General features: G+C 71.3%; 14 protein-coding genes. 2 read left to right on the top strand and 12 right to left on the bottom strand.

What is annotated here, in order from left to right; genetic code table 11:
* Nucleotides 1-39: 39 nt before the first annotated feature.
* The 10 genes from ACGH48_RS08425 to hrcA form a co-directional block, all read right to left on the bottom strand.
* Nucleotides 40-729 (bottom strand): response regulator, encoded by a 690-nt coding sequence (locus ACGH48_RS08425; protein ID WP_396290996.1) that lies wholly within the window; start codon nucleotides 727-729, stop codon nucleotides 40-42.
* The gene (locus tag ACGH48_RS08420; protein ID WP_396290995.1) at nucleotides 726-1,988 is read right to left on the bottom strand and encodes a sensor histidine kinase; all 1,263 of its coding nucleotides are present in this window, start codon (nucleotides 1,986-1,988) and stop codon (nucleotides 726-728) included. The genes ACGH48_RS08425 and ACGH48_RS08420 overlap by 4 nt, the downstream gene beginning before the upstream one ends.
* Nucleotides 1,989-2,055: 67 nt before the next feature.
* On the bottom strand, nucleotides 2,056-3,000 hold the full coding sequence (era, locus tag ACGH48_RS08415; protein ID WP_396290994.1) for a GTPase Era: 945 nt from the start codon (nucleotides 2,998-3,000) through the stop codon (nucleotides 2,056-2,058).
* Nucleotides 2,997-4,316 (bottom strand): hemolysin family protein, encoded by a 1,320-nt coding sequence (locus ACGH48_RS08410; RefSeq protein ID WP_340196977.1) that lies wholly within the window; start codon nucleotides 4,314-4,316, stop codon nucleotides 2,997-2,999. Before ACGH48_RS08410 ends, era begins: the two co-directional genes overlap by 4 nt.
* Nucleotides 4,317-4,319: 3 nt before the next feature.
* Nucleotides 4,320-4,781 carry an rRNA maturation RNase YbeY gene (ybeY, locus tag ACGH48_RS08405; protein WP_123312898.1) on the bottom strand — a complete coding sequence of 154 codons (462 nt, stop codon included), beginning with the start codon at nucleotides 4,779-4,781 and terminating at the stop codon, nucleotides 4,320-4,322.
* The gene (locus ACGH48_RS08400; RefSeq protein WP_228510585.1) at nucleotides 4,778-5,839 is read right to left on the bottom strand and encodes a PhoH family protein; all 1,062 of its coding nucleotides are present in this window, start codon (nucleotides 5,837-5,839) and stop codon (nucleotides 4,778-4,780) included. Before ACGH48_RS08400 ends, ybeY begins: the two co-directional genes overlap by 4 nt.
* 70 nt (nucleotides 5,840-5,909) lie before the next feature.
* Entirely contained in the window at nucleotides 5,910-6,263 is a 354-nt protein-coding gene (locus ACGH48_RS08395) for a histidine triad nucleotide-binding protein (protein WP_396290993.1), read from the bottom strand.
* 40 nt (nucleotides 6,264-6,303) lie between these two features.
* Complete coding sequence (locus ACGH48_RS08390; protein WP_396290992.1) at nucleotides 6,304-7,041, bottom strand: 16S rRNA (uracil(1498)-N(3))-methyltransferase; 738 nt, start codon at nucleotides 7,039-7,041, stop codon at nucleotides 6,304-6,306.
* Nucleotides 7,041-8,153, bottom strand: a complete 1,113-nt coding sequence (gene dnaJ, locus ACGH48_RS08385; protein ID WP_123312902.1) for a molecular chaperone DnaJ — start codon at nucleotides 8,151-8,153, stop codon at nucleotides 7,041-7,043. The genes ACGH48_RS08390 and dnaJ overlap by 1 nt, the downstream gene beginning before the upstream one ends.
* Before the next feature lie 49 nt (nucleotides 8,154-8,202).
* Nucleotides 8,203-9,225: a heat-inducible transcriptional repressor HrcA gene (hrcA, locus tag ACGH48_RS08380; protein ID WP_123312903.1), complete on the bottom strand. Its 1,023-nt coding sequence runs from the start codon at nucleotides 9,223-9,225 to the stop codon at nucleotides 8,203-8,205.
* Nucleotides 9,226-9,313: 88 nt separating this feature from the next.
* On the opposite strand from hrcA, the gene ACGH48_RS08375 reads away from it, so the two are divergent.
* Nucleotides 9,314-9,721: a DUF4870 domain-containing protein gene (locus ACGH48_RS08375; protein WP_396290991.1), complete on the top strand. Its 408-nt coding sequence runs from the start codon at nucleotides 9,314-9,316 to the stop codon at nucleotides 9,719-9,721.
* 27 nt (nucleotides 9,722-9,748) lie between these two features.
* Here the strand turns inward: ACGH48_RS08375 and hemW are convergent, their stop codons facing one another.
* The gene (gene hemW, locus ACGH48_RS08370) at nucleotides 9,749-10,990 is read right to left on the bottom strand and encodes a radical SAM family heme chaperone HemW (protein ID WP_340196981.1); all 1,242 of its coding nucleotides are present in this window, start codon (nucleotides 10,988-10,990) and stop codon (nucleotides 9,749-9,751) included.
* A 29-nt stretch (nucleotides 10,991-11,019) separates the two neighbouring features.
* Here hemW and ACGH48_RS08365 point away from each other — a divergent pair, with 29 nt between their 5' ends.
* Nucleotides 11,020-11,712 carry an HAD family hydrolase gene (locus ACGH48_RS08365; RefSeq protein WP_396290990.1) on the top strand — a complete coding sequence of 231 codons (693 nt, stop codon included), beginning with the start codon at nucleotides 11,020-11,022 and terminating at the stop codon, nucleotides 11,710-11,712.
* A gap of 92 nt (nucleotides 11,713-11,804) precedes the next feature.
* Here the strand turns inward: ACGH48_RS08365 and ACGH48_RS08360 are convergent, their stop codons facing one another.
* Complete coding sequence (locus tag ACGH48_RS08360; RefSeq protein ID WP_123312906.1) at nucleotides 11,805-12,452, bottom strand: DUF1990 family protein; 648 nt, start codon at nucleotides 12,450-12,452, stop codon at nucleotides 11,805-11,807.
* Nucleotides 12,453-12,552 lie beyond the last annotated feature (100 nt).

Genomic DNA, 12,552 nt, shown 5'->3' with positions numbered 1-12,552 from the left:
GACTTCCTGTGGACGGGTCATCCGATCGGATGACGTCCGTCAGTCGGCCTTGCCCACCAGTCCGTGCTCGTGCGCGAAGACGACGAGGCGCACGCGGTCGCGGAGTCCGAGCTTCGTCAGGACCCGCGAGATGTGGGTCTTCACGGTCGCCTCGCTGACGTACTCGTGCTGTGCGATCTCACTGTTGCTGAAGCCGCGGGCCGCCAGGTCGAAGATCTCGCGCTCACGCGGTGTCAGGTCGTCGAACGTCGCCGGCACGGTCGCGGCCTGCTCGACCGAGTCGTCGTACCGACGCAGGAGCTCGCGCGTCGCCGAGGCCGCGAAGACCGCGGTGCCGGCGTGCACGGTCCGCACGGCGGCGAGCAGGAACTCCGGGTCGGCGTCCTTCAGCACGAAGCCGCTCGCGCCGGCGCGGATGGCCTTCGCCGCGGCCTCGTCGAAGTCGAACGTGGTCAGGACGAGCACCTTGGCGCCGTCGGTCCCGGCCTGCTCGACGATGTGCGAGGTCGCCGTGATGCCGTCCATCACGGGCATGCGGACGTCCATCAGGACGACGTCCGGGCGGGCGCGGCGGACGAGTTCGACACCCTCGGCGCCGTCGCCCGCCTCGCCGACGAACTGCAGGTCGGGCTGGGAGTCGATGAGCATCCGGATGCCCGTGCGGAAGAGTGCCTGGTCGTCGACGAGGGCGACGCGGATCCGGCCGTCGGCCGGCGGGGTGGTGGTCATCGGGCGGTGCGCTCCTGCTCGGTCGGGCTGGCGGTCGGGCCGGCGGTCGGGGTGACACGTCCGCGGGGCATCTGTCCGCTGGCGGGGACCGCGGGCATCCGGACCGAGACCTCGAAGTCCGGACCGCGAACCCCTGCGGTCATCGTGCCGCCGGTCATGGTCGCACGCTCGCGCATCCCGACGAGGCCGTGGCCGGTGCCGGGACCCCGCGTGCCGTCGTCCGCGCGGCGGTTCACGACCGCGATCTCGACGGTGTCCGGGCGGTAGGTCAGCGATGCGTGCACCGGGGTCCCCGGTTCACCGTGCTTGTACGCGTTCGTCAGGCTCTCCTGGACGATCCGGTACACCGCGAGCTGCGTCGTGGTGGGGAGACCGGCAGGGTCGCCCTCGCGCTCGACCCGGACGTCGAGGCCGACCTGCCGCATCTCGCCGATGAGCCGGTCGATGTCGTCGATCTCGGGTGTCGGGACGGTCCCCTGCTCGTGCCGCAGCGCGCCCAGGAGCTCGCGGACGTCGCCGAGCGCGCGGCGGGCGGTCGTCGAGATGGTGCCGAGCGCCTGGTCGGCGACGGCGGGGTCGGCCTTCAGCGCGTAGCGGGCGCCGTCCGCCTGGGCGATGACGACCGCGAGCGAGTGCGCGACGATGTCGTGCATGTCGCGGGCGATCCGCACACGTTCCTGTTCGACGGCGACGGCGCGGTCGGCGCGGGCGGCGTCGCGCTCGGCGAGCAGCTGGGCCTCGCGGCTCATGCTCGCCGACCGACGGGTGCGCAGGACGAGGCCCGCCAACCACGGCAGCAGCAGGAGGAGCAGGACGACGGCGAAGTACGAGACCGTGACCTGCAGCGACTCCTGGAACGGGGTCGAGGCGGTCTCGATCGTCAGGCGGTTCCGGTAGTCGTCGACGCCGATGTAGAGCGCCGCGGTGACGGACCCGACGATGGCCGAGACGAGTCCCGCCAGCCGGACCCGTCGGCTGCCGTAGGCACTCGTCGTGTAGAGCACCGCCGCGATGAACACGTTCGACAGGTCGGGCATCTGGCCCGTCACCATCTCGAAGACCGCGAACACCCACGCGACCGCCAGGGCGAGTCCTGGTGACAGCCGTCGGAGCGCCAGCGCGGCGGTCATGCCGACGACGGTGACGACCGCGAGCGGGGTGTCCATCCCCCGGGCCGAGGTGATCAGCACGAGCGAGCCGAGCACCACGGCGATGACGACGTCGGTGATGACCTGCGCGCGCAGCATGGGACGGAACACGCGTCCACGGTACGGCGCTCGGGTCACCGGCGCGTCCCTCGCGTGGATGACACCCGGCGCCGGGAGCTCAGAACCCGAGGCGCCCGAGCTGCTTCGGGTCACGCTGCCACTCCTTGGCGACCTTCACGCGGATGTTGAGGTACACGTGCCGACCGCCGAGCAGTGACTCGATCTCGACGCGGGCACGGGAGCCGACGTCCTTCAGGCGCTCGCCCTTGTGGCCGATGACGATCGCCTTCTGGCTGTCGCGCTCGACGAACAGGTTCGCGAAGATGCGCAGGGGGCCGTCGGCGTCGTCGTCCTCGTCGGGCTCGACGATGTCCTCGATCACGACGGCGAGCGAGTGCGGCAGTTCGTCGCGGACGCCCTCGAGCGCGGCTTCGCGGATGAGTTCGCTGATGCGTTCCTCGTCCGTCTCCTCGGTCACGGCGGACGAGTCGTAGAGCTGGGGCGACTCCGGCAGCAGCGAGGTGATCTCGCCGAGGAGGTCCTCGAGCTGCAGCCCCTTCGTGCCCGACGTCGGGATGATCGAGTCCCAGTCACGGAGCCTCGAGACGGCCAGCAGCTGCTCCCCGACCTTGTCCTTCGAGGCGCGGTCGATCTTCGTGACGATCGCGACCTTCTTCGCCCGCGGGTACTGGTCGAGGGTGTCGTTGATGAAGCGGTCGCCCGGGCCGATCGGCTCGTTGGCGGGGACGCAGAACCCGATGACGTCGACGTCGCCGAGCGTGGACTGCACGAGGTCGTTGAGCCGCTCGCCGAGCAGGGTGCGCGGACGGTGCACGCCCGGGGTGTCGACGATGATGACCTGGCCGTCGGGACGGTGCACGATGCCGCGGATCGCACGGCGGGTGGTCTGCGGCTTCGACGAGGTGATCGCGACCTTCTGGCCCACCAGCGCGTTCGTCAGCGTCGACTTGCCGACGTTCGGGCGCCCGACGAACGAGACGAAGCCCGCACGGTACGGCGTGCCCGAGGCGGTGGGGGTGGAGTCGGAGTCGGAGTCGGTCATGCGTGCGTGGTTCCCGTCGTGGTGGTGGCGTCGTCGAAGGCGTCCTCGACACCCGCGAGGGCATCGGTGCGCTCGGCGAGCACGGTGATGAGGTGGCGGCGCTTGCCCTCGACCCGGTCGGCCGTCAGGACGACGCCGGACACCGTGACGGTGTCGCCGGAGATCGCCAGGTGGCCGAGCTCCTTCGTGAGCAGGCCGCCCGCGGTGTCGACGTCGTCGTCGTCGAGCTCGATACCGAACAGGTCGCCGAGCTCGTCGACGGGCAGTCGGGCGGAGATCCGCCAGACGCCGGGTTCGACCTCGACCCGGTCGACCACGGCGCGGTCGTACTCGTCGGAGATGTCCCCGACGAGTTCTTCGATGAGGTCCTCCATCGTGACGAGACCGGCGACGCCGCCGTACTCGTCGACGACCAGGACCAGGTGGTTCTTCGCGACCTGCATGTGCCGCAGGGTGTCGTCGGCGGCCTTCGACTCCGGCACGAACTCGGCCGGACGCAGCAGGCGCGTGACCCGCTCGCTGCCCGACCCCGGACGCTCGTACAGCGCCCGCGACACGTCGCGCAGGTACAGCACACCGAGCACGTCGTCGCTGTCCTTGCCGGTGACGGGCATGCGGGACACCCCGGCGGCCAGGAACTGCTCCATGCCGGCGGCGAGCGTGTCCGAGCCGTCGACGGTGAGCATGTCGGTGCGCGGCACCATCACCTCGCGCACGAGGGTGTCGCTGAACTCGAAGACCGAGTGGATGAGCTCGCGGTCCTCGTCCTCGAGCACGTTGCTCTCGGTGGCCTCGTCGACGAGCGACAGCAGCTGCTCTTCGCTCGACACCGTCGAGGCACTCCGGCCACGGCCCGGGGTCACGCGGTCACCGATGCGGACGAGCAGACCGGCGAGCGGACCGAGCACGATCCGGACGGCACGGACCAGCCCGCCGGTGGACGCCAGCAGTCGCTCGGCGTGCGCCCGTCCGACGCTGCGCGGACTCGACCCGACGAGGACGAACGACACGGCCGTCATGATCGCGGCCGAGACGATGAGCGCCACCCACCAGCTGTCGAACGCCCGCACCAGGGCGATCGTGACGAGCACGGCCGCGGCGGTCTCGGCGAGGACCCGGAAGAAGTTGAGCGCGTTGACGTGCGCACCGACGTCGTCCGCGATCGCCTCGAGCGCACGACGCCGCTTGTTGCCGCGGGCGATCTCGTCGAGGTCGGCACGGGACACCACGGAGAGCGCGGCGTCGCTCGCGGCGAGGAGTCCGCCGAGCACGACGAGCCCCAGCGCCACCGCGAGCAGCCCGACGACGACGAGCATCGGCTACCGACCCCGGCGCTGGGCCGCGAAGGCCGTCAGGATCTCGCCCTGCAGCCCGAACATCTCGGCCTTCTCGTCCGGCTCGGCGTGGTCGAACCCGAGCAGGTGCAGGATGCCGTGGCAGGTGAGCAGCAGCATCTCGTCGGTGCTCGAGTGCCCGGCGGTCTTCGCCTGTTCCTCGGCCACCTGCGGGCAGAGCACGATGTCGCCGAGCAGTCCGGCGGGCGTGGGGTCGTCCTCGGTACCCGGTCGGAGTTCGTCCATCGGGAAGCTCAGGACGTCGGTCGGGCCGGGCTCGTCCATCCACCGCACGTGCAGCTGCTCCATCGCGCCCTCGTCGACCAGGACGATGGCGAGTTCGGCGTCCGCGTGCACGTGCATCGCATCGAGGGCGAACGCGGCGAGGCGCTGGATCGCGGCCTCGTCCACCTCGACCCCGGACTCGTTGTTGAGCTCGATGCTCACCGGTTGCCTCCTCGGGCGTCGTTCTGGGGGTACGGGGGTCGCTGACGGTCCTGCGGCGGCCGCCCCCGGCGCTCGGCACGGTTGGCGCCGTCGGGGTTGCCGACCGGCGCGGTGCCACGGCCACCGGGACGGTGACCGGCCTGCTCGGCGAGGCGTTCCTCGTCGTAGACGGTGTAGGCGTCGACGATGCGGCCGACGAGCGTGTGCCGCACGACGTCCTCGCTGCCGAGCCGGGCGAAGTGGATGTCCTCGACCGTCTCGAGGATGCGCGTCACGAGCCGGAGCCCGGACACGTTGCCCGGCAGGTCGACCTGGGTGATGTCACCCGTGACGACCATCTTCGAGCCGAACCCGAGACGGGTCAGGAACATCTTCATCTGCTCGGGGGTCGTGTTCTGCGCCTCGTCGAGGACGACGAACGAGTCGTTGAGCGTCCGGCCGCGCATGTACGCGAGCGGCGCGACCTCGACCGTGCCCGCAGCGAGCAGCTTCGGGACCAGCTCGGGGTCCATCATCTCGTTCAGGGCGTCGTAGAGCGGCCGCAGGTACGGGTCGATCTTGTCGGTGAGCGTGCCCGGCAGGAACCCGAGCCGCTCGCCGGCCTCGACCGCTGGACGGGTCAGGATGATGCGGGTGACCTCGCGCCGCTGCAGGGCCTGCACGGCCTTCGCCATCGCCAGGTAGGTCTTGCCGGTGCCGGCGGGACCGATCCCGAACGTGATGGTGTGTTCGTCGATGGCGTCGACGTACGCGCGCTGCCCGTCGGTCTTCGGCCGGACGGACTTGCCGCGGCTCGACACGATCGGCGTGCCGAAGGTGTCGGACGGCTTGCGGTCGTCGTCGAGGATGCGCGCCGACATCGGGATGTCCGAGGGGCCGATGTCCTGCCCGCGCTTGACCATGCCGACGAGTTCGTCGACGAGCGCCTTCGCCCGCGCGACCTCGCGCTCGGGTCCGGTGAGCGTGACCTCGTTGCCGCGGACGACGACCTTGACGCCCGGGTACTGCCGTTCGACGGTCTTCAGGAGCCGGTCCTGGGGACCGAGCAGCTGGACCATGGCGATGCCGTCGACCTGGAGGGCGACGGAGACGACCTGGTCGTCGTCGGTGGTGGGCTGTGCTGGTTCGTTAGCCGGCAAGGGTGCCTTCCTGCAGTTCACCTGCGAGTACGTGCGCGTGCACGTGGAACACGGTCTGACCGGCGGCTTCGCCGGTGTTGAAGACGAGACGGAACTGGCCGCCGGCGCGCTCGTCGGCGATGCGCTGCGCGGTGGCGACCAGGTGGGCGAGGAGGTCGGGGTCACCGGCCGCGAGTTGGGCGACGTTCGCGTACTGCTCGGTCTTGGGGATGACCAGCACGTGGACGGGTGCCTTCGGGGCGATGTCCTCGATCGCGATCACACGGTCGTCCTCGGCGACGACGGTCGCCGGGATCTCGCGCGCGATGATCTTGCTGAAGACGCTGGGCGTGCTGGTGCTCATGACTCCATCGTAGAACGCGGGACCGACCTCGGGCCTTCCCTCACCAGCGACCGAGTCCGGCCTGCAGGATCGCGAGTGCCGCGGGACCGGCGGTCGAGGTCCGCAGGACGCTGTCGCCGAGCCGTACCCTGATCGCTCCCGCGGCCTCGAGCCGGTCGAGCTCGGAGCCGTCGATGCCGCCCTCCGGCCCCACCACGAGTGCGATCTCGTGGAGGTCCGCCGGCGGTTCCCAGGTCGCGAGCCGCACGGTCGCGGTGGGGTCGAGCACGAGCACCGCGGCACCGGCACCGAGCGCGGGGACGAGCTGCGCCGTCGTGACGAGCGGCCCGACCTCGGGCACCCGTGACCGGATCGCCTGCTTCGCGGCCTCGTGTGCGATGGCCGTCCAGCGCGATCGGCCCTTCTCGACCTTCGGGCCCTCCCACCGGGAGACGCTGCGCGCGGCCGACCACGGCACGATCCGGTCCACGCCGATCTCCGTCGACGCCTGCACCGCCATCTCGTCGCGGCCGCCCTTGGCCAGGGCCTGCACGAGCGTCAGCGACGGGACCGGCAGCGGATCGACGGACAGCGACGCGACGGACAACACCAGCGAATCGCGGTCGACGGAGTCCACCGCACCGGACACGACGGTCCCCCGTCCGTCCGAGAGCCGCAGCGTCTCACCGACCCGCACGCGCGACACGGTCACGGCGTGCCGCCCCTCTGCCCCGTCGAGCGTCACGGAGCCACCGACGGCGACCCCGTCGAGCGACTCCACGACGTAGAGCGATGCCATCAGAAGTTGAAGAAGCGGTCGCGGAGCTTGCCGAACATGCCCTGCTGGAACCGGGCGAGCTGCGGCGCCGAGGCCTTGTGCGACTTCGCGAGCTGCTCGACCAGCTGCCGCTCCTTGTGCGACAGCTTCGTCGGGGTGACGACCTGCACGCCGACCCGGAGGTCGCCGCGGCCGCTCCCGCGCAGCTTCGTGATGCCGCGGTCCTTGATGACCAGGACGTCGGCGCTCTGCACCCCGGGACGGATCTCGAGCTCGACGGGCCCGTCGAGTCCGTCGATCGTCGTGGTGGTGCCGAGCACGGCATCGGTCATCGCGACCTCGAGCGTGGCCAGCAGGTCGTCGCCGTCGCGGCTGAAGACGTCGTCGTGCCGCACCCGGATCTCCAGGTACAGGTCGCCGGAGGGGCCGCCGGCGGGGCCGACCTCGCCCTGGCCGGGCATCTGCAGGCGCAGACCCGAGTCGACGCCGGCCGGGACGTCGACCGGAACCGTGCGACGTGCACGGACGCGGCCCTGACCCTGGCAGGTCGGGCAGGGACTCGGGATGACGGTGCCGTAGCCGCGGCAGGTGCCGCACGGGGCGCTCGTCACGACGTTGCCCAGGAGCGAGCGGACCTGGCGCTGGATGCTGCCGGAGCCGCCGCAGATGTCGCAGGTGCGCGGGCTCGTGCCGGGTGCGCAGCACGACCCGTGACAGGTCTCGCACAGGACGGCGGTGTCGACCTCGACGTCCTTGTGCGTCCCGAAGACGACCTCGTCGAGGTCGACGTCGATGCGGAGCAGGGCGTCCTGCCCCCGCTCGGCACGGCTGCGGGGACCGCTGCCCCGACCACCGCCGCCACCGCCGCCGAAGAAGGCGTCGAAGATGTCGCTGAACCCGCCGGCGCCGCCACCGAAGGGGCTGTCGGCCTGTGGCCCGGCGTCGTACCGGCGCCGCTGCTCGGGGTCGCTCAGGACGTCGTACGCGTGCGTGACGTCCTTGAACCGCTCGGCGGCCTCGGGGGCCGGGTTCACGTCCGGGTGGAGCTCACGCGCCAGGCGGCGGTAGGCCTTCTTGATGTCGGCATCGGAGGCGTCTCGCTGGACGCCGAGGACGTCGTAGTGGTCTGCCACGTATCCCTCAGTCGGTTGTGTTCGGTCGGTCGGTCGGTGTTGCAGTCGATCAGTGTTCGCCCAGGAGCTTGGACAGGTACCGTGCGACGGCCCGGACGGCCGCCATGTTCGTGCCGTAGTCCATCCGGGTCGGTCCGAGGACGCCCAGGCGTGCCACCTCGCCGCCACCGGCGAGGTACCCGCCGGCGACGATGCTCGTCGCGTCGAGCCCGTACTCGGCGTTCTCGACGCCGATGCTGGCCGCCACCGCGATGTCGTCCACCTGCATCTCCCCGAACAACCGGAGCAGGGTGACTTGTTCCTCGATCGCTTCGAGCACCGGGAAGAGGCCGCCGGAGAAGTCCTGCTCGCTCTTCGCCAGGTTCGCGGCGCCGGCCATCAGCAGGCGGTCCTGTCGGTTCGCCGCGACCTGCTCGATGAGGGTCGCCACGACGACCCCGCCGAGCGTCTGGGCCTCGGGGCGGAGCTGTTGCGGCACCGCACGGAGCGCGGTGGGCACGTCCTGCAGCAGGAGCCCCACGGCCGCACCGTTCAGCACGGTGCGGAGTTCGGTCAGCAGCGGCTCGTCGAGCGCGACGTCGGTCTCGACGACGCGCTGCTCGACCCGGGCGGTGTCGGTGATGAGCACCACCATCAGCCGGGCATCGCCGAGTCGCACGAGTTCGACGTGCTGCACCCGGGCGCGCACCATCGACGGGTACTGCACGAGGGCGACCTGGTTCGTGAGCTGACTGAGCAGGCGCACGGTGCGGCCGAGGACCTCGTCGAGGTCGTTCGGGGCGCCGAGGAAGGTCTCGATGGCGTGCCGCTGGGCGCTCGTCAGCGGCCGGGCCGCGGCCAGGTGGTCGACGAAGAGGCGGTAGCCCTTGTCGGTCGGCACGCGACCGGACGAGGTGTGCGGGGCGACGATGAGCTGCTCGTCCTCGAGCAGGGCCATGTCGTTGCGGATCGTGGCGGCACTGACACCGAAGGCGTGCCGCTCGACGATCGTCTTCGAGCCGACCGGTTCGCGGGACGCCACGTAGTCGCGCACGATCGCCTTCAGGACCTCGAGGCTGCGTTCACTGACCACGAGCGCTCCTTCCTGGTCGATCTGGCACTCGGACGTGTCGACTGCTGATCCTACGCCCGCGTGACTGCACCCCCGATACGCTTCCGGCATGACCTACGGACAGCAGCCCGGTGGCCCGCAGAACCCGAACGGGCCCCAGTACCCGAGCGGGTACACGCCGCCGCAGCCGATGAGCCCGGAGGACCAGCGCCTCTGGGCAACGCTCACGCACATCGGCGGGATCTTCTTCACCGTCGTCGCGCCGCTCGTGGCGTACCTGGTCCTCCGCGATCGCGGCGGCTTCATCCGCGAGCACACCCGGGTCGCCCTGAACTTCCACATCACGATGGCGATCGCGTACTTCGTCGGTTCGCTCACATCAGTGTTCGGCGTTGGGTTCCTGATCATCCTCGCCGCTGCGATCGTTTCGCTGATCTTCGGCATCATGGCGGCCGTCGCGGCGAACCAGGGCCAGTTCTACCGCTACCCCCTGTCGATCGAGTTCATCAAGCAGTAGGGCCGGCAGGCGACCGGCGGACGCCGGTCAGTCGAGCAGTTCCCGCACGACCGCGTCGGCGAGCAGGCGACCCTGCAGGGTCAGGTCGATCCGTCCCCGCACCGCGGCCGACCCGTCCACGAGACCCCGTGCGATGAGTCCCGCGACCCGGCCACGGGCCTCCTGGCGGATCTCGCTCGTCGCGAGCTCCCCGCGGACGCGGGCGGCGAGGAGCAGCCGCTCGACGTACCGGGTCTCGTCGTCGATGGTCTCGCGGCCGGCGGCCGGCGACTCGCCGGACAGCACCCGGTTCGCGTACGCGGCCGGGTGCTTGACGTTCCACCAGCGCGTGCCGGCGACGGCGGAGTGCGCGCCGGGGCCGACGCCCCACCAGTCGTGGCCCTTCCAGTAGGACAGGTTGTGCCGACTCGCGTGCGCGTCACCGCGCGCCCAGTTCGACACCTCGTACCAGGAGTAGCCGGCGTCACCGAGCACCTGGTCGGCGAGCTCGTACATGTCGGCGGCCAGGTCGTCGTCGGGGGCGGGGAGCTCGCCGCGGGCGACCATGCGGCCCATCGCGGTGCCGTCCTCGACGATGAGCGAGTACGCCGACACGTGGTCGGGCTCGCAGGCGATCGCGGCGTCGAGCGAGGTCCGCCAGTCGGCGAGCGACTCCCCCGGCGTCGAGTAGATGAGGTCGAGCGAGACGTCGAGGCCCTGCTGCTTCGCGAGGTCGACGACGACGGGCACGCGCAGCGGGTCGTGGGTGCGGTCCAGCGTCGCGAGCACGTGCGGCACCGCGGACTGCATGCCGTAGCTGATCCGGTTGAAGCCGCCCTCGCGCAGGGTCTGCAACGACGACGCGTCGACCGAGTCCGGGTTCGCCTCGGTCGTCACCTCGGCGCCGGGCAGGATCCCCCACGTGTCGTCGATGGCCCGCAGGATCATCGCCAGGTCGGACGCCGGCAACATGGTCGGGGTCCCGCCGCCGAAGAAGACCGTCGACACCGGCCGACGCGGCACGCCGGAGCGGTCGAGCACGGTCGCGGCCCACTCGATCTCCCGCACGGCGTGCCCGGCGTAGTCGTCGCGACGGACGCCGCGGAGCTCGGACGCCGTGTAGGTGTTGAAGTCGCAGTACCCGCAGCGCACGCGGCAGAACGGCACGTGCACGTACACGCCGAAGGGGACGTCGCCGGCAGCGGGAGCACCGTCGGACCCCGCCGCCGCCCACGGCGTGATCAGGCCGTCCGCGGGGGCTGGATCGGCGATCGGGAGAGCACTCGGCATGGGCTCCATTCTCCGCCATGATGGGAGTCATGGAGCACCATCCCGTCCCCACCACGGTCCTGTGGGACATCGACGGCACCCTCGTGGTGAACGCGTCGTCCCCGGGCAACCTCTACCACCTCGCGCTCGAGCGGGCGGTCGGCCGCGACCTCACCCTGCGCGTCGGGCACCAGCACGGTCGGACGGACGCCGGGCTCATCGCCGAGCACGTCCGTGCCCACGCGTTCGACGACACCATCATCCCGACGGTGAGCGGCCACCTGCGCGACCTCACCGCCGAGCGGCACGCCTCGGGCGACCACCGCTCACCCGTCCCCGGCGCCACCGCGCTGCTCAACCGCTTCGCGGAGATCGGGTGGCGGAACGGCCTGCTCACCGGCAACTCGGAGTACCGCGCCCGCGTCAAGCTGGCCGGCGCCGGGTTCGACGATGGCCTGTTCGACTGGGACCACTCCTACTTCGGCGACACCGAGGTCGAGCGAGCCGACGTCACCACCCGTGCGGCGGCGGAACTCGCCGGCACCCGGGCCGTGATCGTCGGCGACACCCCGCGTGACGGCGAGGCCGCGGACGCCGCCGGCATCCCCTTCTTGGCGGTCGCCACCGGGGTGTTCGACGTCGAGGCCCTGCGGGCGACGAACGCGGTCACGGTCGCGCGGGACTGCCGGGTCGACGCCGGCCTGATCGAGGACGCCATCGCGGCGCTGCCGCCGTTGCGCTGACCACGCGCGCAAGCGCGCCGCCGGGCACGCGCACGAACGGGCACGCACACGCCCAGGCGCGCACGCCCGCGCCCGCGCCCGCGCACGGGCCGCTAGTCGCCCCGCAACGCCGCCAGGTACTGCTCCGCCATCACCTTCTGCTGCCGACGCAGCAGCGGCGCGACGAACTGCCACTTCCGGCTCGACGGCTGCGAGAACTGCCGGATCTGCAACCACACGGAGCCGTCGGGCGTGCGTTCGACGACGAACGATTCCTCGCCGGACAGCGGGTGCCCCTCGAGCGTGCCGTACGCGAAGCCCTTGCGGTCGTGCTCGTCGATGATCGACACCACCCGGACGGGCGCCTGCACGGTCCGCCCGAAGGCGTGCATCGTGAGGGTCGCCGAGGTGCCCGCGGTCACCAGCGGAGTGCCGTCCGGCGCGAACTTCTCGACTCGTGGGGTGCCGATCGAGGCCGGCGCGATCGGGACGCCGTCGTCGTCGAAGGTCACCGGGTTGTACCGGACCTCGTCGTCGTCGGGCTGTTCCTCGACACGCACGCGGATCCCGCTGCGCTCCTGGATCTGCCACGTCAGGGCCTGCGTCACCGCGGTCTCGAACCGCTGGTCGCCGTGCCCGATCCGCGCACGCGACTCACTGGGGGTGAACCCCTCGGGCGGGTACGTCATGAGGTCCGACGCCTGGGTCGCCCCCACCGCGCCGTAGGTCAGGGCGGTCCGGTAGCTCCCGCGGATGCTCATGCCGCCAGCCTACTTGGGCCTGCCCCGTCGGATCGAACCGAGTGGTCGTCCGGTTCACGTGCACCCCGAACTGGAGGCCCGACCCGCGGCCGCCACGCCC

The organism is Curtobacterium pomorum (assembly GCF_044497295.1).
Taxonomy (GTDB): domain Bacteria; phylum Actinomycetota; class Actinomycetes; order Actinomycetales; family Microbacteriaceae; genus Curtobacterium.
This window is presented reverse-complemented; position numbering and strand designations above follow the sequence as displayed.